This is a genomic window from Mycobacterium sp. 3519A, from assembly GCF_900240945.1.
Classification (GTDB): Bacteria; Actinomycetota; Actinomycetes; order Mycobacteriales; family Mycobacteriaceae; genus Mycobacterium.
Genome location: NZ_OESG01000013.1, coordinates 1,583,050 through 1,603,113 on the forward strand (window position 1 = coordinate 1,583,050; position 20,064 = coordinate 1,603,113).

A 20,064-nucleotide genomic window follows, 5' to 3' on the forward strand; every position below is an offset into this window, starting at 1 on the left:
ATTGGATGGCCCTGGCGGCGGTGCTGGTCGTCGCGGTGGCGGGATTCGCGGTGTATCGGCTGAACGGGATTTTCGGCTCGAAGGACGTCACCTCTACCCCGAGCGGGGCGGCCAATGAGATTCACCCGTTCAACCCCAAGCATGTGGTGATGGAGGTGTTCGGTCCGCCGGGCGCGGTCGCGACCATCACGTATACCGATGTCAACGCCCAACCGCAGCGGGTCGACAATGCGACGCTGCCGTGGGCCTATGACACGACCACCACCCAGCCGGCGGTGTTCGTCAACGTGTCTGCCCAGGGCGACAGTGACTCGTTGGGCTGCCGGATCAAGATTGACGACGTCGTCAAGGACGAGAGAACGGTCAACGCGTTGAACGCCTTCACTTACTGCTTGGACAAGTCCGGATGAGCCGGTGGGTGCGCCGCCTGTGTGTGCCGATCGCGTTGTTCTGGCTGGCGATCGCGGCGATCACGAACGTGTTCGTGCCGCAGTTGGAGGTGGTCGGCGAAGAGCACAACGTGGCGCTCAGTTCGCCGAGTTCGCCGTCGCTGCAGGCATTTCAGCGGATCGGCAAGGTGTTCGGTGAGTTCGACTCCGACAGTGCGGCGATGGTGGTGCTCGAGGGTGACCAGCCGTTGGGGGCCGAGGCGCACCGCTACTACGACGAGTTGGTCAAGAGGTTCAACGAAGACACCAAACACGTTCAGCATGTGCAGGATTTCTGGGGTGATCCGCTGACTGCGGCGGGTTCGCAGAGCCCGGACGGTAAAGCCGCCTATGTGCAGGTGTTCTTGGCAGGCAATCAGGGTGAGGCGTTGTCGCTGGAGTCGGTGGACGCGCTGCATCAGATCATCGCCAAAACACCTGCCCCACCGGGCATTCACGCCTACGTCGCCGGTTCGGCCGCGCAGATCGCCGACCAGTTCGAGATCGGCAACGCGAGTACTGTGCCGGTTACTCTGCTGACCGTCGCGGTGATCGCGGTGATGCTGCTGATCGTCTACCGATCCCCGGTGACGATGATCCTGGCGCTGATCACGGTGCTGGTCGAGATGTCCGCCGCGCGCGGGATCGTCTCGTTTCTGGCGAACGTGGGACTCATTGGGCTGTCAACGTATTCGACGAACATCCTGACACTGTTGGTCATCGCCGCCAGCACCGACTACGTCATCTTCCTACTTGGCCGCTACCACGAGCAGCGCAACGAGGGGGTGGACCGACAGGCCGCGTTCCACAGTATGTACCGGTCGACCTCACACGTGATCCTTGGTTCCGGTTTGACGATCGCGGGTGCGGCGTTCTGCTTGTACTTCACCCGGTTGCCGTACTTCCAGAGCCTCGGCATCCCGGCCGCGATCGGCGTGCTCGTGTCACTGGTGGCCTCCCTGACCCTTGCGCCGGCGGTGGTGGCGATAGGCAGCCGCTTCGGGCTGCTGGAGCCGAAACGCAAGACCGCCACGCGCACTTCCCGGCGGATCGGGACGGCGGTCGTGCGGTGGCCGGGACTGATTCTGGTCGGCACGCTGATGTTGGCGTTCATCGGACTGGCGGCGCTGTCGGGCTACACGGTGAGCTACGACATCGGCCAGTACATGCCGGCCAGTGCGCCGTCGAATGTGGGGTATGCCGCGGGGGAGCGGCATTTCTCGAAGGCGCGGTTGAATCCTGAATTGTTGATGATCGAGGCCGACCACGATCTGCGCAACCCGACCGACATGATCCTGTTGGAGCGGGTGGCCAAGGCGGTGTTCCACACCGACGGCATCGCCCAGGTGCAGTCGATCACCCGCCCACTCGGCACACCGCTGGACAACACCTCGATCCCGTTTCAGCTCAGCGCCAATAGTGCCGCGCAGATCAACAACCTGCCGTTCCAACAGGATCGGGCAACAGACCTGCTCAAGCAGGTTCAGGTCATCAACGACTCGATCGATGTCCTACGCCAGCAGTATGCCTTGCAGCAGCAGTCCAGCGCGATCACCCACGAGCAGAGTCAGGCGTTCGCCGACACGGTGGCCACTGCGCAAAACCTGCGCGACAAGATCGCTGACTTCGACGACTTCTTCCGGCCGCTGCGCAACTACTTCTATTGGGAGCCACACTGTTTCGACATCCCGGCGTGTTGGGCGCTGCGGTCGTTGTTCGACGCGCTCGACGGCATCAACGAGTTGACCGATCAACTGGCCAATGTCTCGGGCAGCATCGCCAAACTCGACGACTTACAGCCGAAGTTGCTGGCGCTGATTCCGCCACAGATCGCCAACCAGGAAACCAACCGCGACCTGACAATGACGAATCATGCCACGACGTCCGGGATCTACGGCCAGACCGCCAAGGCGCTGGAGAACTCCACCCAGTTGGGGGCGGCCTACAACGCCTCGAAGACCGATGATTCGTTCTACCTGCCGCCGGAGGCGTTCAGTAACCCGGAGTTCCTGCGCGGGTTGAAGCTGTTCTTGTCGCCGGATGGCAAGGCGGCACGGATGATCATCACCCACGACGTCGATCCCGCAACGTCCCAGGGCATTTCGCATATCGATCCAATCAGGCACGCAGCCCAGGAAGCGGTCAAAGGCACGCCGTTGGCGGGGTCGAAGATCTACATCGGCGGCACTGCGTCGACGTACAAGGACATCGCCGAGATGGCGCACTACGACCTGATGATCGCCGGCATCGCATCGCTGAGCCTGATCCTGCTGATCATGCTGTTCATCACCCGAAGCCTGATGGCGGCGTTGGTGATCGTCGGCACGGTGGCGCTGTCACTGGGCGCCTCCGTCGGCGTGTCGGTACTGGTCTGGCAATACCTCCTGGGTATCCAGTTGTATTGGGTGATCCTGCCGTTGTCCATCATACTGCTGTTGGCGGTGGGCTCGGACTACAACCTGCTGCTGGTGTCCCGGTTCAAAGAAGAGATCCACGCAGGCATCAACACCGGCATCATCCGGTCCATGGCGGGCACCGGGTCGGTGGTGACCGCGGCGGGACTGGTGTTCGCCGTCACCATGGCAGCTTTCATCTACAGCGATCTGCGGGCGCTCGGCCAGATCGGGACGACAATTGCGCTGGGCGTGCTGTTCGACACCCTGATCGTGCGGTCGTTCATGACACCGTCGATCGCCGCACTGCTGGGGCGGTGGTTCTGGTGGCCGCTACCGGTGCGCCAACGACCGACGCGAACGGTTACTCACCGCGGTCCACCACAAGCGGCGCGAGCATCTCGATGAGCGCCACCTTGGTCGCGCGCTTGCTGAGTCCCGAGTTGACCCGTAGCACCTCCCAGGTGTGCACGTCGCAGATGGCGACCAGTTGCGCCAGTCGGCGATTGCGCTCGGCTCTGGGCAGGCCGGCGAGAGTGTCGGAGAAAGCCTGCTCACACCATTTGCGGTGGCCCGTCCGGCCAGCGGCGAGGACATCGCGAACCGCCGGGGTGGTGGCCTCTTCGGCGAGCATCTTCAGCGTGAGTCGGCCTGAGAGTTCGTAGTTGTCAACCAGTTTGGCAACCACGTCGTCGAGGACATTGGGACGGACCCTGCCGCGGCGTTCGACCACTTCGGTGCCCAGTTCGGCGAACATGGCGGCGAACACCGCATCCTTGTCACCGAACCGGCGCAACACCGTTTGCGTCCGCACACCGGAACGGTCGGCAATGTCGGCGAGGGTGATCTCAGCGAAGGGCCTGTCGGCGAACAGTTCCCACGCGGCTTGCAGTATCGCGGTGGCAGTACGCGCCGTGCTGACGGCGCGCGCGGTCATCCGGTACGGCCGCGTGGCTCCTTTCATATAGGTGACCGTAACGCGAAAACGGGACCGACACGAACGCGCCCGACGAGTGTGGAGTCGGTACACGCGGAGCGGACAGTGACCGTGCAATGAGTCCACACTCGTCGGGGTCGCGCTAGCCCATCGCGAAGACGGGCAGGCGATCCACCCGCGTCAGCACCGAGTGCTTCGGCGGAACGCTGGGGCCGGGGCCGGCCTCCTCTAGCTTCGCCTCGTGGTCGATCCAGCATTCGCCGGTCCGTTCGTCGTAGTCGCCTCCGTAGAAGACGCAGCACACCCCGATGCCGTCGGTGTCCTGATGATCGGCGACGCATTCCCAGAAGTCGTCGCTCACCGGAGCGGCGGCCGCGTTCGCGGCGAGTCCGATGGCCAGGCCGCTCATCATCGCGGCGGCGACCAACGCTCCTCTGAAGTTCATCGCGCTATTTCCGTGAGACGTCCCGGCGTCACCCTGGGACCCTTGGGCGGGGTGACCGGGCCCGGGTTGACCGTCAGATCGGGCAGGGCGGCGGCGTCGTCAGGGACGCTTCGGAGCGGCTTGGGCTGCTCGCCACGATCCAAGCTGCACTCGTACAGGTACTGGCTGGGATCCCAGGTGCCGCCGTAGAGGATGCAGCACGTCTCCTGACCGACCTTGTCCGGATGCTCCGAAACGCAATCCGCATAGTCACTCCACGGATTGTTGTTCGGTTGCGCCTGCGCGGCCGTCGCGAATCCGACGGCGAGTCCTGTGGCAAGGGTGGCTGAAACCATCAGCCGCCGCATTGTGGTGGCGTTCATTGCTTTCTCTTTTCATGGGCGGGACCGCCTGTTTGCACTGCCGGCGGCCTGGTGCAGCCAATTTTCGGGAGATGCACCGCTCGCCGGAACGGGGCGCGCGCCGCTACCGGTCGTCCACCGGTCGGGGAAACGACGCGAAACGTGAATAGGGGATTAGGGAGCCGACGAATGGCCTGTTGTTGTACGGAAAGCGAACTCGCCTGATGCGGTCAGCGACTCGATCAGGTTCGCCCGCCACCCGGCCGACATTTGCCTGCGGCCTGAAAGCTAACAGTCAAAGGGTTAGACCAACGTTGCCTGCAGCGCGGCCGGCAACAGGAATTGCCGGAATATGCTTGCACGACAATAACTTTCGTGAATCACGTTGAGGTGTCAGCAGGTCTCCAACCGTGATACACCACTGGTGTGAATGCGCCATTTTTCAGTCGGGAACGAATCATCGCGCCACCAGGCTGGAGTCGCTGGTTGGTGCCGCCCGCCGCGTTGTCGATCCACCTGTCGATCGGCGCCGCGTACTCGTGGAGCGTGTTCAAGAAGCCACTGGAAGGCGCGCTGCACATCTCGGGCACCCTCAGCGCCCTCCCGTTCACCGTCGGCATCGTCATGCTCGGCCTTTCCGCCGCGGTCTTCGGGACCTGGGTGGACCGCAGAGGCCCGCGCGCCGCCATGTTCGTCGCGATGTGCTGCTTCTGCGGCGGGTGGCTGGTCGGCTCCGCCGGCCTGGCGCTGCACACGTACTGGTTGGTGCTGCTCGGCTACGGCCTACTGGGCGGAATCGGCTGGGGCATCGGGTACATCTCCCCGGTTTCGACCTTGATGAAGTGGTTCCCCGACAAGCCAGGGATGGCCACCGGGTTGGCGATCATGGGGTTCGGTGGTGGTGCGTTGATCGCGTCGCCGTGGTCGACGGCGATGCTCGGCCTGTTCGGCACCGCCGCGGCCGGCATCTCGAAAACCTTCCTGGTACACGGATTGGTGTACGCGGTGTTCATGTCGCTGGGGTGGTTGTTGGTGCGGGTGCCGCGATCGGACTGGAAGCCACACGGATGGACACCGGCGCCCCCGACCGTGGGCACGATGGTCTCGGTCGGCCAGGTGTCGGCCAACAACGCGCTCAAGACGCCGCAGTTCTGGCTGCTGTGGGTGGTGTTGTGCTTCAACGTGACTGCGGGCATCGGCATCCTGGAGAAAGCGTCGCCGATCTATCAGGACTTCTTCCCCGGCGGTGCCGCCGCCGCCGCGCTCGCCGCCGCCGCTGCCGGTTATGTGGCCCTGCTGTCGCTGTCGAACATGTTGGGCCGCATCGGTTGGTCAAGCCTGTCCGATGTGATCGGCCGCAAGAACGCCTACCGGATGTACCTCGGCGTGGGTGCGCTGTTGTATCTCACGCTCACGGTGATGCAGAACTCGAACAAGGTCGTGTTCCTGATCGCCACCATGCTGATCCTGTCGTTCTACGGCGCCGGTTTCGCGACCGTTCCCGCTTACCTGCGCGACCTGTTCGGCACCTACCAGGTCGGCGCGATCCACGGACGCCTGCTGACGGCCTGGTCGGTGGCGGGCATTCTGGGGCCGATCATCGTCAACGCGATCGCCGACAGCCAGGAGGCCGCAGGCAAATCCGGTCCGGCGCTGTACACGCTGTCGTTCTCGATCATGATCGCGCTGCTGGTCGTCGGCCTGGTCTGCAACGAACTGATCAGGCCCGTCAACCAGAAGTGGCATGAGCCAACCGAATCCGTTGAACCCGACGTGGCAGTCGAGGAGGCATTGCGATGACCGAGGGTGAACTCCACGAATACCAGCCCACCGTGCCCAAGGTGTACATCGCCCTGGCGTGGGCGTGGGCTGGTATCCCGTTCCTCTACGGCGTCTATGAACTGCTGATCAAGGTCACGCAGCTGTTCAAGACGGGGTAAGCGCGCCACTCGGGTAGCCAGTTATGGCACGCGACAAGCGGGCGGTTTCACGCTGTGATTGCAACAGCGGGTGGTTTTGACGGGTTTGAGAGTAGTTCGTCGAGGGTTTCGGCTGGGGTCTTCCAGCTCAGGGTTTGCCGGGGCCGGTTGTTGAGCTTGGCGGCGACGTAGTCCAGATAGTCTGCCGGGAAGATCGACAAGTCGGTGCCTTTAGCAAAGTATTGGCGCAGCAGTCCGTTGGTGTTCTCGTTGGTCCCGCGCTGCCATGGTGAGTGCGGATCACAGAAGTAGATATCTAATTCCGTCGCTGCGGCGATAGCGGCGTGATTGGCCATCTCTTTGCCTTGATCCCAGGTCAGTGTCTTACGCAGAATCGCCGGCAGCTGAGCCATTTTCGCGACGATGGCCTCTTGCACTGCCAGGGCACCGTGGTCGTCAGGCAGATGCAGCAGCAGCACGAACCGAGTCATGCGTTCGACCACGGTGCCGATCGCCGAACCCGATGCGGTGCTACCCATGATCAGGTCACCTTCCCAGTGGCCGGGTACGGCACGGTCTTCGACCTCCGGTGGACGCTCGCTGATGTTGACCATGTCGCGGATTTGCCCTCGGCGCTGGTTACCGCGTCGTTGAGGCTTGCGCAACGCCCGCCCAGTGCGTAGACATTTGTGCAGCTCACGGCGCAGATTTCCTTTACCCTGCACGTAGATCGACTGATAGATGGTCTCGTGGGACACCCGCATCTCCGCATCGTCGGGAAATTCGATCGGCAGCCGGTTGGCGATCTGTTGAGGACTGTGGTCGTCTAGCAGCCGATTCTGCACCTCAAGGTGCAACCGTTCATTGGTGGCCAGCTTGCGCGGTTTCGGGCGTCGAGCCCGCGCGTGAGCACGCGCCTGTGCGACGCCGGCCCGATACCTCGGCGTGGCATCCCAGCCGCCGTGCCGTTGCGCCCCGAACCGGTACCGCGAACGATATCGTCCACGGCAGAACGCGTTTCGGTCGATCTCACGCATGACCGTCGAGGCCGGGCGGCCCAGCCGCCTGCCGATCTGCCGAATGCTTTCCCCTCTGGCAATGCCGTCTTGAATTTCGTTACGTTCGTCTTCGCCCAGCCGCGACCACTTCCGCACACCGGTCTCATCAGGAAATTTGGGTCTCACCCCGCCAGCATCGGCAAACCAGCGCCAGCCGGTGCGCACCGACACACCGACTGCCTGCGCCGCCTCCACCACCGACGTGCCATCGCCGACATGACCCCAGAACTGACGACCAACACAGGCATAACGCGACGGACGCATCAACAACTCCTCAGCTAGGAGCCGTTGCAATCACCCCTTGAACCTGAGCCGANGCCGGGCGGCCCAGCCGCCTGCCGATCTGCCGAATGCTTTCCCCTCTGGCAATGCCGTCTTGAATTTCGTTACGTTCGTCTTCGCCCAGCCGCGACCACTTCCGCACACCGGTCTCATCAGGAAATTTGGGTCTCACCCCGCCAGCATCGGCAAACCAGCGCCAGCCGGTGCGCACCGACACACCGACTGCCTGCGCGCCCTCCACCACCGACGTGCCATCGCCGACATGACCCCAGAACTGACGACCAACACAGGCATAACGCGACGGACGCATCAACAACTCCTCAGCTAGGAGCCGTTGCAATCACCCCTTGAACCTGAGCCGATTTCGCGTGCCATAAGTGGCCGCTCGGGCGACAACGCTACTTCTTGACGGTGTGCTTCGGGCCCTGCGCCTTCTTGTACAACGCCTTGAGCATCCGGTCCCGGAACGCCGCGTTGTCGATCATCTTGATGCCCGCGTTCGCGAACTTCGGGTAGCCCAGCAGCTTGTGGAAGTAGCGGCCACGCCGGTACTCCTTGCCCCAGGCGGCTTCCATCCGCTGCGCGTAGTTGGTGAAGTCGTCGGGGCCGCCGTTCTGCAGCGCGGCGATCGCGCATTCGCCTGCGGCCAAACCGGATTCCAGCGCCTTGGAGATGCCGGCACCGGATGCGGGCTTACCCGCGCCAAGCGAGTCGCCCGTGAACAGGACGCCTGGCCGCCACGGCGGCCACGCGGTGAAGCCCATCGGCAGCCGCCACGCCCGCACGCTCTTGTTCTTCTTCAGCTCCTCGATCGGCGGCAGCTCCCAGTCCTGCGGCAGCGTGCGCAGGAACTCGCCGAGGAACTGCGTGGCGTTGATGGACTGCCAGTTCTTGTAGCTGTTGACGTAACCCAGCCCAATGTTGAACAGGCCGTTGCCCATTGGAAACACCCAGCCGTAGCCGGGCAACTGATCGCCCTGGAACGCCAGCTTCAGGTAGATGTCGAGGCTGTCGGAATCCGGCCGGTTGGCGTGCATCTCGGAGCGGATCGCGATCGCCGAGTAGCCGTTGTACTCCGAGTCGATCTTCAGCGCCCGCTTGATGGGGGAGTAGGCGCCGTCGGCCGCGATCACCGCGTCGCCGTAGACCTTCTCGCCGCTCTTGCACGTCACACCCACCACGCGGCCGTTCTCCACGATCGGCCCGGTCACCTCCGACGACTGACGCACCTCGGCGCCCGCGGACTCCGCGTGCTTGAGCAACAGCGTGTCCAGGTGCTCGCGGCTGACGGTGTGGCCGTGATCCGGCATGCCGGGCCGCTTCGGGAAGGACAGCTCCCACTGGCTCGGGCTGAACACCGTGACGCGGTTGACGCGGTGAAACTCGGCGACCTCGTGGGCCAGGCCCATCTTCTGCAGATAGCTGACCGCGCGGGCGGTCAGGCCGTCACCACACGGCTTGGCCCGCGGGAACTCGGCCTTGTCCAGAACCACCACTTTGGCGCCGGTCTGCGCGGCCTGCCACGCCGCGGCCGAGCCCGAGGGCCCACCACCTGCGATGACCAGGTCGTAACGCTGCGTCATACGTCTCTCTCGTTCTTGGGATGTCGCACGAATATTACCCAGGGTGACGGGTCGGTGTTTGGCAAGCAAATTCGGCTGGCCAGCGCGGCGGAAGCCCGTGTTGCCGGTCGGTCTGAGCAGGTCAGCGACCCTCGGGCGGTACAGTAGGCGGGTGCGACGAGGGTCCAGGTCACATTCGGCCGAGCCGGGTGTCAAGGTGGACGCCCGCAGCGAGCGCTGGCGCGAACACCGCAAGAAGGTGCGGTCCGAGATCGTCGACGCCGCTTTCAGGGCGATCGACCGGCTCGGACCGGAATTGAGCCTGCGTGAGATCGCCGAAGAGGCGGGCACCGCGAAACCGAAGATCTACCGGCACTTCACCGACAAGTCAGACCTGTTCCAGGCCGTCGGGGAACGCCTGCGCGACATGCTGTGGGCGGCGATCTTCCCGTCGATCAATCTGTCCACCGATCCCGCGCGTGAGGTGATCCGGCGCAGCGTCGAGCAGTACGTCCGGCTGGTCGACGAGCACCCGAACGTGCTGCGGTTCCTGATTCAGGGCCGCTTCGCCGAGCAGAGCGAGTCGACCATGCGTGCGCTCAACGAGGGCCGCGAGATCACGTTGGCGATGGCCAACATGTTCGACAACGAGCTGCGGGACATGGAGCTCGACGCGACCGCGCTGGAGTTGGCCGCGTACTCCGCGTTCGGCTCCATCGCCTCGGCCACCGACTGGTGGCTGGGCACCGAACAGGACAGCCCCCGCCGGATGCCGCCCGACGAGTTCGTCGCGCACCTCACCACGATCATGGTCGGGTCCATCAACGGCACCTGCGAACTGCTCGGCATCAAGATCGACGCCGACCTGCCGCTGCACGAGGGTGTGCGCCGCCGCGAGCACGTCGCCTGACGAAATTTGGGGCAGACGCCTCATGTGGTGTGGCCGTGCCGCGGCTGACCATCGGTGCATGACGAAACAACTCACCCCACAAGACACCGTTGCTGCCGTGCTGGCCAACCCGATGCTGCCCGCCGGCGACGGCGAGCGATTCGTCGGGTTCGGCATCATGGGCCTGCCGTTCGACAACGGCCACTACCTGGCTATGCGCCACATTCCCGCGACTTCGTTTGCGCCGCCCTATGTTTCGGTGTGGCATCGCGACCCGTCGTGCAACTGGACGTTCTATGCGACGACGCCGGGACAGCACAGCTGCGCCCGCTACTTCAGCGCGGCCACACCCAACCCCACCGTTCAGTGCGACATCGAGATCGACTGGCTGGGACCGTGGTCGGCGGTCATCCGGATCCCTGGCGTGCTGCACTGGACCGTCGACCTCGAGACATCGCGGGCCACCCGGGTGATGAGCAGGATCGGCGCCCGGTTGCCCGACGCGAAGTGGGCCGACCCGAACGTGTCCAGGCGGCTGAGCCGCGTCGCGCGCCGCACGTTGGGCGTTGGCGATGTCCGACTGACCGGCCGCGCCCCGAACGGGCAGTGCTACACGATGGCGCCCAAACAATTGTGGCTCGTCAAGAAGTCGACCGCAGTGCTGCACGGCCGCGACCTCGGCATCACCGGGCCGTTGCTGCGCCAGGCCCGCCTCGGCGACTTCCGGTTGCCGCAGCGGGGCATCGGGATGGTCGGCTCGGGTCACTTCGAGACGTTCGACCCTGACCGGCACCTGTCGGCCGACCGCGCCGTCTCGTTGGCCTGATCAGCACCGTTGGCGACAGCGGCGGCAACCGCTAACCTGGGAGCCGGAAATACCCGGTACCGGCGTTCCCAGGAAGGATGGGCCCAATGACGGTTGCCCCGGAGCGCGCTGCGGACACCACGCAGCAGCCCGTGCACACCCGCGCGCTGATCATCGGCACCGGCTTCTCGGGCCTCGGCATGGCCATCGAGTTGCAGCGCCGGGGCGTCGAGTTCCTGATCCTGGAGAAGGCCGACGAGATCGGCGGCACCTGGCGCGACAACACCTATCCCGGTTGCGCCTGCGACATCCCGTCGCACATGTACTCGTTCTCGTTCGAGCCGAAGCCGGACTGGAAGCACATGTGGTCCTTCCAGCCGGAGATCTTCGACTACCTCAAGGGGGTGACCGAGAAGTACGGGCTGCGCCGCTACATCTCGTTTCACTCCCACGTCGACCGTGCGCACTGGGACGACGACGAGTTGCGCTGGCACGTGTTCACCAAAGACGGCCGCGAGTTCGTCGCGCAGTTCGTCGTCTCCGGCGTCGGCGGGCTGCACATCCCGCTGATCCCCGAATTCGAGGGACTCGACGAATTCACCGGCGCTGCTTTCCATTCCGCGCAGTGGGACCACAGCGTCGACCTGACCGGTAAGCGGGTCGCGGTGATCGGCACCGGCGCCAGTGCCATCCAGATCGTGCCCGAGATCGTCAAAGACGTCGGCGCGCTGCATCTGTACCAGCGCACCCCGGCGTGGGTGATGCCGCGGCCCAACAACCCGATCCCGCAGTGGATGCGCGATGCGTTCACCAACGTACCCGGCACCAGGGCTGCCATGCGGGCGGGCATCTACTGGATCCACGAGGCCGTCGGCTTCGCGATGACCAAACAGCCCAGGCTGCTCAAAATCGGTGAGCTGATGGGCAAATGGAACATCCGGCGGTCGATCGAGGACCCCGAGTTGCGCCGCAAGCTGACGCCGAACTACCGCGCCGGATGCAAGCGCATCCTCAACTCCGACACCTACTACGTCGGCATCGCCAACCCCAAGACCGAGGTGATCACCGACAAGATCGCCCGGTTCACGCCGCGCGGCATCGTCACCGCCGACGGGGTCGAGCGCGACGTCGACGTCGTCGTCTTCGCCACCGGATTCCACGTCACCGACTCGTATACCTACGTCGACATCAAGGGGCCCGGCGGTGAGGACCTGGGGGACCGGTGGACCCGCGAAGGGGTGTCCGCGCTGCACGGCATCACGATCGCCGACATGCCGAACCTGTTCTTCCTGCTCGGCCCCAACACCGCGCTGGGGCACAACTCGGTGGTGTTCATGATCGAGTCGCAGATCCGCTACGCCGCGCATGCGATCGCCGCCGTCGACAAGGCCGGCGCGCAGGCGCTAGCGCCGACGCGGGAAGCCGCCGACGCCTACAACGCCGAACTGCAACGGCAGTTGGCGGGCACGGTGTGGAGCACCGGCGGTTGCCAGAGTTGGTACCTCGACGAGCACGGGGTGAACCGGACGCTGTGGAGTGGGATGACCTGGCAGTACTGGCTGTCGACCCGCAAGTTCAAGGCCTCGGAGTACAAGTTCCTCGGGGTCGGCAAGAGAAACTGAGGCGACACGCCAACACAAGATGTCGCGGTTCCATCTGTTGTCGCACCCCAGGGGTAGTGTCGGAAGCGCCCGGAGCCGCTGCGGCCGGCGACATCGGGCCTGAGGGGCAAATGACTTTCTGGGCGAAAAGGGGTTCTCGTGAGCGATGGCATGAAGCTGATCGACCGTGTTTCGGCCATCAACTGGAACCGTCTGCAGGACGAAAAAGACGCCGAGGTGTGGGACCGGCTGACCGGTAATTTCTGGTTGCCGGAGAAGGTGCCGGTGTCCAACGACATCCCGTCCTGGAACACCCTGACCGCGCACGAGAAGCAGTTGACCATGCGGGTGTTCACCGGCCTGACGCTGCTCGACACCATCCAGGGCACCGTCGGCGCGGTCAGCCTGATCCCGGATGCGCTGACCCCGCACGAGGAAGCGGTGTACACGAACATCGCGTTCATGGAGTCGGTGCACGCGCGCAGCTACAGCAACATCTTCTCGACGCTGTGTTCGACCGCTGAGATCGACGATGCGTTCCGCTGGTCGGAGGAGAACCCCAACCTTCAGCGCAAGGCCGAGATCGTCATGCAGTACTACAAGGGCGACGAGCCGCTCAAGCGCAAGGTGGCTTCCACGCTGCTGGAGAGCTTCCTGTTCTACTCCGGCTTCTATCTGCCGATGTACTGGTCCAGCCGGGCGAAGCTGACCAACACCGCCGACATGATCCGGCTGATCATCCGTGACGAGGCCGTGCACGGCTACTACATCGGCTACAAGTACCAGCGCGGCCTGGCGCTCGAGGACGAGGCGCGCAAGCAGGAGCTCAAGGACTACACCTACGAGCTGTTGTTCGAGCTCTACGACAATGAGGTCGAGTACACCCAGGACCTCTACGACGAGGTCGGGCTGACCGAGGACGTCAAGAAGTTCTTGCGCTACAACGCAAACAAGGCGTTGATGAACCTCGGCTACGAGGCACTGTTCCCGCGCGACGAGACCGACGTGAACCCGGCGATCCTGTCGGCGCTGTCACCGAACGCCGACGAGAACCACGACTTCTTCTCGGGTTCGGGGTCGAGCTATGTGATCGGCAAGGCCGTCAACACCGAAGACGAGGACTGGGACTTCTAGCCGGATGCCGGTGGGACACCGATCGTCTCGTCGAACAGGTCAAGCACTGCCCGCCAGGCTCGCACCGTGTGCTCCGGGTGGTAGCTGACGCCTGGCACGGTGGCCGTCTGGTGAGTGCTTCCCCCGGTGGGCAACCCGTCGGGGCCTGTTGGCTGAGCCCAGAAGGCATGCTCAGCTCCGCCGTACACGTTCACGCGCCAGTCGACCCCTGCTTCCTGGAGCGCTTGGGTAAACGTCAGGAGCTTCTCGGGGCTGCAGATCGGGTCTTCGGAGCCGGTGCACAGCAGGAACGAACCGGTCACATTCATCCAGTCCTCAGATCGGGCTGCCGGCAAGCCAGGATGTATGACGGCGACGGCCTCGAACGGCGCTCCGCTGCGAGCGAGTTCCAGCACGATACTGCCGCCTGCACCGTAGCCGAGCGCGGCGAGGTGATTGCGGTCAGCACCGGGCTCCGCGAGTAGGACGTCGAGTGCGGCGGAGCCGATGGCCCGCATCCGGTCTGCGTCTGCGAGCAGCGGCATCACCCGCGCCAGCATCGCATCCGGGTCACCGAAGAACACCCGGCCGCCGTGATAATCCATCGCCAGCGCGATGTAACCGCGCTGCGCCAAATCGTCGGCGCGGCGACGTTGGTAGTCGAGAAGACCAATTCCGTCGTGTCCGATGAGCACCGCGGGCCGGAGTTCGTCGTCCTGCGGTCGCGCCAGGTAGGCGGCCATGGTGAGACCGACTGCGTCGTAGGTGACTTCGCGCGTCGTGATCATTCACCAGACGCTATCGGGTACGCGCCTGCGCTTGCTGGGCAGCCCGACGTGAAACGCCTTCTCCTCCCGGTGTATTCGCAGCCGCAGTCGAGTGTCGGCGGGCGGGTGCGCCGAATCGCGGACAGTGCTGGCCAGCGGTGACACGATATTGACGTGGACGCAGACCTCGACAGTCGGGCGACCGCGCTGACCTGCGGGACCTGCGGCGCGCCGCATGGCCCTGCGGCGAAGTTCTGCGCCGACTGCGGGGCCCGGCTGCCGCTGGTCCGGCGTTCGGCGGAGTACAAGCAAGTCACGGTGCTGTTCGCCGACGTGGTGCACTCCATGGACATCGCCGCGGCGGTGGGAGCCGAGCGACTGCGCGAGATCATGGCGGAGGTCGCCGACCGGTCCGCGCGCTGCGTCGCGCGGTTCGGAGGCACGGTCGGCAGTTTCACCGGTGACGGCATCATGGCCATTTTCGGCGCGCCCGTGGCGTTGGAAGATCACGCGGTGCGCGCCTGCCTCGCAGGGCTGGCGATCCAAGACGATGCCAAACAGTTGGCCGTCGACGTCCGGAACCGCGACGGCATCGAGCTGAGGCTGCGGGTCGGGTTGAACTCGGGTCAGGTGATCGCCGGCGACATCGGCACCGGACCGTTTGGCTACACCACCATCGGTGAGCAAGTGGGTATGGCCCAGCGGATGGAGTCCGTCGCACCACCGGGTGGCGTGATGCTCAGCGCGTCCACCGCACGGCTGGTCGAGCACTCGGCAACGCTGAGCGAACAGGAGTTCGTAAAGATCAAGGGCGCAGGCGATCCGGTCCCCGCCCACCGGCTGCTGGGGATGGCAGACCATCACGCAACCGTCAGACGCGCGGAATCCAATCTCGTCGGCAGGCAGGCGGAATTGAAAGCGGTCGAGGAGTTGTTGGCCCGCGCGCGCGAGGGCCACGGCTCCGTGGTGCAGGTGGTCGGTCCGCCCGGCATCGGGAAAAGCCGTCTGGCACGTGAGGTTTCGGCCTTGGCGACGGCGCGCGGCGTCGACGTGTTCACCGCGCACTGCGAATCGCACACCAGCCACGTCCCGTTCTACGCGGTGGGTCAACTGCTGCGGGCCGCCAACGGAATAGCGGGGCTGGACCCGCAGACCGCCCGAGCGTCCCTGCGCAACAAGGTCACTGAGGCGGATGACGAGAGCATGCTGCTACTCGACGACCTGCTCGGCATCGCCGACCCGGCCGCCCAACTGCCCGCCATCGACCCGGATGCGCGGCGACGGCGGCTGACGGCTCTCGTCACCGCGACGTCGCTGCAGCGGGAACATGCGGCCGTCTATGTGGTCGAGGACGCGCATTGGCTCGACGTGGTCAGCGAGTCGATGCTCGTCGACCTGTTCGCCGTGATCTCGCAGACCCCGTCGCTGGTGGTCGTCACCTACCGACCCGAATACCGGGGCGCGCTGGCGACGACATCGGGCGCGCGAAGGATTGCCCTCGAGCCTCTGAGCGACGACGAAGCCGCCACCCTGATCGCCGAGTTGCTCGGCACGGATCCGACCGTCGCAGCGGTCGGCACGATGATCGCCGAAAGAGCAGCGGGCACACCGTATTTCGCCGAAGAGATCGTGCGCGATCTGGCGGAGCGAAAAGTGTTGCGCGGCAAGCCGGGCGCCTACACGTCCACGACGGAGATCGCCGACGTCAGCGTTCCCCCGACGCTGCAGGCGACGATCGCCGCGCGCATCGACCGCCTTGAGCAGTCGGCCAAGCGCACGTTGAGTGCCGCGGCGGTGATCGGCGCGCGTTTCCGCGTGGACCTGGTCACCGCCTTGGGTGTCGAGCCCGCCGTCGATGCACTGGTCACGGGCCAATTGATCGATCCTGTCGGGTCGACCGGCGAAGAGTACGCATTCCACCATCCGCTGATCCGTGCGGTGGCCTACGAATCACAGCTGAAGTCCGATCGCGCCGAACTGCACCGCCGGGTGGCCGCCGCCATTGCGGCTCGCGACCCGGAATCGGTGGAGGAGACAGCCGCCTTGATCGCAGACCATCTGGAGGCTGCGGACGATCTGCACGCGGCGTTCGAATGGCATATGCGAGCGGGAGACTGGTTGCGGCACCGCGACATTGCTGGCGCGCGGATGAGTTGGGAGCGCGCGCGGGCCGTCGCCGACCGACTGCCCGACGACGCCGACGGCCGGATGGCCATGCGCATCGCCCCACGCACCTGGTTGTGCGCGACGATATGGCGGGCCGGCGGAAGCCTGGACGACGCCTGTTTCGACGAATTGCGAGAACTGACGACCGCCGCGGGCGACAAACGGTCCCTTGTCATCGGGACCACGGGACGCGTCACGTTGCTGCAGTTCCACGGAAAGTACCGGGAGGCTTCGCGGTTGGCCTCAGAACACGTGCAGCTCCTCGATTCCATTGGTGACCGCGAGCTGACGGTCGGCCTGTTGATGACCGCGATGATCGTCAAGTGGGCGGTCGGCGAGGTGACCGAAGCCATGCAGTTGAGCCAGCGTGCCATCGACATGGCCCGTGGAGATCCGATGATGGGTAACTTCATCGTCGGCTCACCGCTGGCATTCGCGCTCGTGATGCGTGCATCGGCGCGGTGTGCGCTGGGTGTTCCCGGCTGGCGCGAAGACTTCGATGACGCGGTCAGTCTGGCCCGCGACACCGACAAGTTCACGTTCTGCGCGGTCGTCATGTTCAAGTACATCGCCACTCAGAGCTGGGCGCTGCTGGCCGATGAGGAGGCGCTGCGAGATACGGCGCAGGCACTGGAGATCGCCAGCCAGTTCGGGGACGACTTCACGCTCACCAACGCGGAATTCACCCGCGGGCTCGTCCTGGTGCGGTGCGACGGCGCCGACCGAACGCTCGGGTTCGAGCTGCTCGACAGGGCTCGTCGGGTGGCTCGCGAACACCGCAACCTCATCGTCGCCGCCTGGTGCGTCGACATCGACGTCGCGACGGAGAAGACCCGCCTCGGCGATCACGACGGTGCGATCGCGCTGTGTCGCGCCGTGCTGCAGGACGAAATCCAGGCCGGGGAGATGACGAATCGCGGATGGTGCACCGCCGTCCTTGTCCAGGCACTGCTCGGCCGAGGTGACATCGACGCGGCGCAGATCGCCATCGACGAGTTGGCGGCGATGCCTGCCGAGCCTGGATTCCTGTATCACGAGCTGCCGTTGTTGCGGTGCAACGCACTGCTGGCCAAGGCCCGCGGCGACGAGGAGCGCTACCGCGACTTCCGCGATCGGTACCGCGCTCGCGCGCAGTGGTCCGGCTTCGAGGGGCACATCGCGTTGGCCCGCGCGATGCGTTAGGCCTTACCCGTACGCTCGCGGTGTTTGCAGCCGGGCCAGCAGCACGGCCTGCGCATGCCCTCCTCCAACTCCTCCTGTGTGCGGCGGATGCGCCGCTCGCGGGTCTTCTCCTGTTTGGCGTCCTCGACCCAGCAGATGAACTCGTTGCGGGCCAACGGCGTGATGTCCTTCCACGCGGCCAGTGCCGTGGCGTTGCCGATCAGCGCCGTGCGCAGGTCCGCGGGCAGCTTGTGCACCACCCCGCCGGGTACTCGCTGGCTACTCATGCGGCCAGAGTCGAGACGGTGGCGACGATCAGTTGTTCGGCTGTCGGTGGCCGCAGACCGTCGATGCGGCCGACGAAGTAGCGCGCCGTGAGATCGTCGGGACTGACGTGCTCGGCCTCGGAAAACCCGGCCGCGCGGCACATTTCGACCATCTCCGCAGGCGCGTAGTGACTGATGAACGGCGTCCCCGAGGCAGCCGCGGCGGCCTCCACCGACTGCTGCATCTGGCGCTCGGCAGCGTCGGTCAGATCCAGCGGCAGCATGAACGTCATCGTCAGCACCGATCCGGGCGCGAACGCGGCGATCTGCCGAAGCGTGGTCTCCGTCGCCTCCCTGGTCAGGTACATGCTGACGCCCATCGACGACACCACCGCAGGGTGGTCGGTTTCGAAGCCGTTGGCCCGCAACGCATCCGGGAACGCCTCGCCGCGCTCGAAGTCGACGGGCACGAACTGCAGGTTCGGTCCCGGCGGGTAGCCGAGCTCGTTGAGCCTGCGCCGTTTCCAGTCCTGCGTGCCGGGTTGGTCGACCTCGAAGATCCGCACCGCGATATCGGGATGACGTTGCGCGAAGCTGTCCAGGCCGGCGCCGAGTATGACGTACTGTCCGACACCGGCGGCGGCGCGATCGATCACGAGGTCGTCCAGATACCGTGCGCGCGCCACGATCGAGGCGCGGAACGCGCGGGTCCCTTCCGGATCCATATCGCCGCGCGACCGCCAATCCGGATCGGGATCGGCAAGGCGCAACCCGACGGTGTCGTCGAGCACATGGGGTGGCGCGTCGAGTTCTACGTGCAGTGCGCGCCACAGCGCGGTGCGGACCGCGGTGCTGTCGGGTGCGGACGTGGTGCTCACTTCGGCGCCTGCAGCTTCCACTCGCGGCCGTCGGGGTCGCGGACGGTCATCAACCGTGTGCCCCAATGGGTGTCCTCCCACGGGCTGACCACCTCGACGGAGTCGTCGAGTTCGAATGCGTCGGCATCGGGCACCCCGAACACGAGATGTCTTCTGGTGGGCTCGGTCTCGGGCACCTCGGCGATGAACAGGTAGGGGCCGTCGCCGCAACGCAGTTGACCGGAGTTGTGGTCGGTCGCGAACTCGATCTCGCAGCCCAGCAGCTGGAAGAACTTCACCGACTTGCCCCAGTTGTGCGTCTCCAGGAACACGGCCTCGATGCCGTCAGTCGTCATTGCGCCTCCTTTGTCGGATCCGTATCGCCGGCATCGAGGTAGGTCCGCAGCGCATCGGCCACCAATGCGGACAGAGAGGACTCCGTCTCGATCGCATGGTGTTTGACCCGCCTGATCAGGCTGACCGGCAGGTACACGTTGAACTGCTTGACGTCCTCGTCGCCCACACCGATGAGGCTAGCATGCTAGTAAGCTAGGGTGGGGAGCACTTTCCCGCGGGCCACTGCCAGACGTCGCGCACCGACTGGGGTATCGGGCAGGGTGCTTCACCCGCGGCGATGGGCCCGAAGCCGGTGGCAATCGGAACCCATGTCGCTGCGGCATCCCCGCCCTTGCGGAACATCATGTAACTGTTCTCGTCTTGCAGGTTGATCTTGGCCGCCTCGGTTTTCGGCCCGGCCAACCCCGCGGCCGCGAAGTATCTGTCCTGACCGGGCACATACGCGTAGAAGGACTTCCCGGGCTGCAAACCGGTGAACTCCGACGCCGGCCGTCCGGTGAGGACCGCAGCTGCCTGGATGAGCTCAGCGCGGACATCGTCCGTCAGCGGCAGGTTCACTGCGGCGTCGTCGGCGTGGGCGGGGGAGGCAAGACTGACTGTTGCTGCGGCGGAAGCAAGCAGGACCGCGGCGAGCTGTGAGCCGTACGTCATGTCTTACAGATTGTGCCGTGCACTTTCCATGGTGAGAAGACGCAAATTGCCCCGACACGCCGAGCG

At 65.1% G+C, this 20,064-nt stretch carries 21 protein-coding genes; 9 read left to right on the forward strand and 12 right to left on the reverse strand.

The window, feature by feature from the left end:
- Nucleotides 1-5 precede the first annotated feature (5 nt).
- The gene (locus C1A30_RS15500; protein WP_101949125.1) at nucleotides 6-410 is read left to right on the forward strand and encodes an MmpS family transport accessory protein; all 405 of its coding nucleotides are present in this window, start codon (nucleotides 6-8) and stop codon (nucleotides 408-410) included.
- The gene (locus tag C1A30_RS15505) at nucleotides 407-3,229 is read left to right on the forward strand and encodes an RND family transporter (protein ID WP_101949126.1); all 2,823 of its coding nucleotides are present in this window, start codon (nucleotides 407-409) and stop codon (nucleotides 3,227-3,229) included. The genes C1A30_RS15500 and C1A30_RS15505 overlap by 4 nt, the downstream gene beginning before the upstream one ends.
- On the opposite strand, the gene C1A30_RS15510 is transcribed toward C1A30_RS15505, so the two are convergent.
- The 3 genes from C1A30_RS15510 to C1A30_RS15520 form a co-directional block, all read right to left on the reverse strand.
- Complete coding sequence (locus C1A30_RS15510) at nucleotides 3,186-3,785, reverse strand: TetR/AcrR family transcriptional regulator (RefSeq protein ID WP_101949127.1); 600 nt, start codon at nucleotides 3,783-3,785, stop codon at nucleotides 3,186-3,188. The genes C1A30_RS15505 and C1A30_RS15510 overlap by 44 nt on opposite strands.
- A gap of 115 nt (nucleotides 3,786-3,900) precedes the next feature.
- Nucleotides 3,901-4,203 carry a hypothetical protein gene (locus C1A30_RS15515; protein WP_101949128.1) on the reverse strand — a complete coding sequence of 101 codons (303 nt, stop codon included), beginning with the start codon at nucleotides 4,201-4,203 and terminating at the stop codon, nucleotides 3,901-3,903.
- Nucleotides 4,200-4,565: a hypothetical protein gene (locus C1A30_RS15520; protein WP_142392616.1), complete on the reverse strand. Its 366-nt coding sequence runs from the start codon at nucleotides 4,563-4,565 to the stop codon at nucleotides 4,200-4,202. The genes C1A30_RS15515 and C1A30_RS15520 overlap by 4 nt, the downstream gene beginning before the upstream one ends.
- Nucleotides 4,566-4,970: 405 nt before the next feature.
- On the opposite strand from C1A30_RS15520, the gene C1A30_RS15525 reads away from it, so the two are divergent.
- Nucleotides 4,971-6,344 (forward strand): OFA family MFS transporter, encoded by a 1,374-nt coding sequence (locus C1A30_RS15525; protein ID WP_101949130.1) that lies wholly within the window; start codon nucleotides 4,971-4,973, stop codon nucleotides 6,342-6,344.
- A complete protein-coding gene (locus C1A30_RS35790; protein ID WP_156752130.1) occupies nucleotides 6,341-6,484 on the forward strand; it encodes a hypothetical protein in 144 nt (47 codons plus the stop codon). Before C1A30_RS15525 ends, C1A30_RS35790 begins: the two co-directional genes overlap by 4 nt.
- Before the next feature lie 47 nt (nucleotides 6,485-6,531).
- Here C1A30_RS35790 and C1A30_RS15530 read toward each other — a convergent pair whose 3' ends face one another.
- From C1A30_RS15530 to C1A30_RS15540, 3 genes are all read right to left on the reverse strand, one after another.
- A complete protein-coding gene (locus C1A30_RS15530; protein WP_235009817.1) occupies nucleotides 6,532-7,785 on the reverse strand; it encodes an IS30 family transposase in 1,254 nt (417 codons plus the stop codon).
- A gap of 10 nt (nucleotides 7,786-7,795) precedes the next feature.
- On the reverse strand, nucleotides 7,796-8,113 hold the full coding sequence (locus C1A30_RS36350; protein ID WP_101949131.1) for a helix-turn-helix domain-containing protein: 318 nt from the start codon (nucleotides 8,111-8,113) through the stop codon (nucleotides 7,796-7,798).
- 88 nt (nucleotides 8,114-8,201) lie between these two features.
- The gene (locus tag C1A30_RS15540) at nucleotides 8,202-9,386 is read right to left on the reverse strand and encodes an NAD(P)/FAD-dependent oxidoreductase (RefSeq protein ID WP_101949132.1); all 1,185 of its coding nucleotides are present in this window, start codon (nucleotides 9,384-9,386) and stop codon (nucleotides 8,202-8,204) included.
- A 151-nt stretch (nucleotides 9,387-9,537) separates the two neighbouring features.
- On the opposite strand from C1A30_RS15540, the gene C1A30_RS15545 reads away from it, so the two are divergent.
- The 4 genes from C1A30_RS15545 to nrdF all read left to right on the forward strand — a co-directional run bounded on the left by C1A30_RS15545 (nucleotide 9,538) and on the right by nrdF (nucleotide 13,794).
- Nucleotides 9,538-10,275 (forward strand): TetR/AcrR family transcriptional regulator, encoded by a 738-nt coding sequence (locus tag C1A30_RS15545; protein WP_101950227.1) that lies wholly within the window; start codon nucleotides 9,538-9,540, stop codon nucleotides 10,273-10,275.
- Nucleotides 10,276-10,333: 58 nt separating this feature from the next.
- Nucleotides 10,334-11,080, forward strand: coding sequence for a hypothetical protein (locus C1A30_RS15550; protein WP_101949133.1), 747 nt, complete (start codon nucleotides 10,334-10,336; stop codon nucleotides 11,078-11,080).
- Between the two features lie 86 nt (nucleotides 11,081-11,166).
- Nucleotides 11,167-12,681, forward strand: coding sequence for an NAD(P)/FAD-dependent oxidoreductase (locus C1A30_RS15555; RefSeq protein WP_101949134.1), 1,515 nt, complete (start codon nucleotides 11,167-11,169; stop codon nucleotides 12,679-12,681).
- A 150-nt stretch (nucleotides 12,682-12,831) separates the two neighbouring features.
- Nucleotides 12,832-13,794 (forward strand): class 1b ribonucleoside-diphosphate reductase subunit beta, encoded by a 963-nt coding sequence (gene nrdF, locus C1A30_RS15560; protein WP_101950228.1) that lies wholly within the window; start codon nucleotides 12,832-12,834, stop codon nucleotides 13,792-13,794.
- On the opposite strand, the gene C1A30_RS15565 is transcribed toward nrdF, so the two are convergent.
- Entirely contained in the window at nucleotides 13,791-14,561 is a 771-nt protein-coding gene (locus C1A30_RS15565) for a dienelactone hydrolase family protein (protein ID WP_101949135.1), read from the reverse strand. The two genes, nrdF and C1A30_RS15565, sit on opposite strands and share 4 nt — an antisense overlap.
- A gap of 153 nt (nucleotides 14,562-14,714) precedes the next feature.
- On the opposite strand from C1A30_RS15565, the gene C1A30_RS15570 reads away from it, so the two are divergent.
- Nucleotides 14,715-17,888, forward strand: a complete 3,174-nt coding sequence (locus C1A30_RS15570; RefSeq protein ID WP_255413222.1) for an adenylate/guanylate cyclase domain-containing protein — start codon at nucleotides 14,715-14,717, stop codon at nucleotides 17,886-17,888.
- Here C1A30_RS15570 and C1A30_RS15575 read toward each other — a convergent pair.
- Genes C1A30_RS15575 through C1A30_RS15595 form a run of 5 tightly spaced genes read right to left on the reverse strand, consistent with a single transcriptional unit; the run spans nucleotide 17,885 to nucleotide 19,998 of the window.
- Entirely contained in the window at nucleotides 17,885-18,154 is a 270-nt protein-coding gene (locus C1A30_RS15575) for a YdeI/OmpD-associated family protein (protein ID WP_101949136.1), read from the reverse strand. The genes C1A30_RS15570 and C1A30_RS15575 overlap by 4 nt on opposite strands.
- The gene (locus tag C1A30_RS15580; protein WP_200828272.1) at nucleotides 18,151-19,011 is read right to left on the reverse strand and encodes a class I SAM-dependent methyltransferase; all 861 of its coding nucleotides are present in this window, start codon (nucleotides 19,009-19,011) and stop codon (nucleotides 18,151-18,153) included. The genes C1A30_RS15575 and C1A30_RS15580 overlap by 4 nt, the downstream gene beginning before the upstream one ends.
- Nucleotides 19,008-19,346 (reverse strand): VOC family protein, encoded by a 339-nt coding sequence (locus C1A30_RS15585; RefSeq protein ID WP_101949138.1) that lies wholly within the window; start codon nucleotides 19,344-19,346, stop codon nucleotides 19,008-19,010. The genes C1A30_RS15580 and C1A30_RS15585 overlap by 4 nt, the downstream gene beginning before the upstream one ends.
- On the reverse strand, nucleotides 19,343-19,513 hold the full coding sequence (locus C1A30_RS15590; RefSeq protein WP_101949139.1) for a ribbon-helix-helix domain-containing protein: 171 nt from the start codon (nucleotides 19,511-19,513) through the stop codon (nucleotides 19,343-19,345). The genes C1A30_RS15585 and C1A30_RS15590 overlap by 4 nt, the downstream gene beginning before the upstream one ends.
- 26 nt (nucleotides 19,514-19,539) lie before the next feature.
- On the reverse strand, nucleotides 19,540-19,998 hold the full coding sequence (locus C1A30_RS15595) for a hypothetical protein (protein WP_101949140.1): 459 nt from the start codon (nucleotides 19,996-19,998) through the stop codon (nucleotides 19,540-19,542).
- Nucleotides 19,999-20,064 lie beyond the last annotated feature (66 nt).

Coding starts and splice junctions, on each gene's coding strand:
- C1A30_RS15585 (WP_101949138.1), bottom strand. CDS start 19,346: ATGACGACTGACGGCATCGAGGCCGTGTTCCTGGAGACGCACAACTGG.
- nrdF (WP_101950228.1), top strand. CDS start 12,832: ATGAAGCTGATCGACCGTGTTTCGGCCATCAACTGGAACCGTCTGCAG.
- C1A30_RS15555 (WP_101949134.1), top strand. CDS start 11,167: ATGACGGTTGCCCCGGAGCGCGCTGCGGACACCACGCAGCAGCCCGTG.
- C1A30_RS15510 (WP_101949127.1), bottom strand. CDS start 3,785: ATGAAAGGAGCCACGCGGCCGTACCGGATGACCGCGCGCGCCGTCAGC.
- C1A30_RS15550 (WP_101949133.1), top strand. CDS start 10,334: ATGACGAAACAACTCACCCCACAAGACACCGTTGCTGCCGTGCTGGCC.
- C1A30_RS15520 (WP_142392616.1), bottom strand. CDS start 4,565: ATGAACGCCACCACAATGCGGCGGCTGATGGTTTCAGCCACCCTTGCC.
- C1A30_RS15540 (WP_101949132.1), bottom strand. CDS start 9,386: ATGACGCAGCGTTACGACCTGGTCATCGCAGGTGGTGGGCCCTCGGGC.
- C1A30_RS15565 (WP_101949135.1), bottom strand. CDS start 14,561: ATGATCACGACGCGCGAAGTCACCTACGACGCAGTCGGTCTCACCATG.
- C1A30_RS15530 (WP_235009817.1), bottom strand. CDS start 7,785: ATGCGTCCGTCGCGTTATGCCTGTGTTGGTCGTCAGTTCTGGGGTCAT.
- C1A30_RS15575 (WP_101949136.1), bottom strand. CDS start 18,154: ATGAGTAGCCAGCGAGTACCCGGCGGGGTGGTGCACAAGCTGCCCGCG.
- C1A30_RS15500 (WP_101949125.1), top strand. CDS start 6: ATGGCCCTGGCGGCGGTGCTGGTCGTCGCGGTGGCGGGATTCGCGGTG.
- C1A30_RS15515 (WP_101949128.1), bottom strand. CDS start 4,203: ATGAACTTCAGAGGAGCGTTGGTCGCCGCCGCGATGATGAGCGGCCTG.
- C1A30_RS15595 (WP_101949140.1), bottom strand. CDS start 19,998: ATGACGTACGGCTCACAGCTCGCCGCGGTCCTGCTTGCTTCCGCCGCA.
- C1A30_RS15505 (WP_101949126.1), top strand. CDS start 407: ATGAGCCGGTGGGTGCGCCGCCTGTGTGTGCCGATCGCGTTGTTCTGG.
- C1A30_RS35790 (WP_156752130.1), top strand. CDS start 6,341: ATGACCGAGGGTGAACTCCACGAATACCAGCCCACCGTGCCCAAGGTG.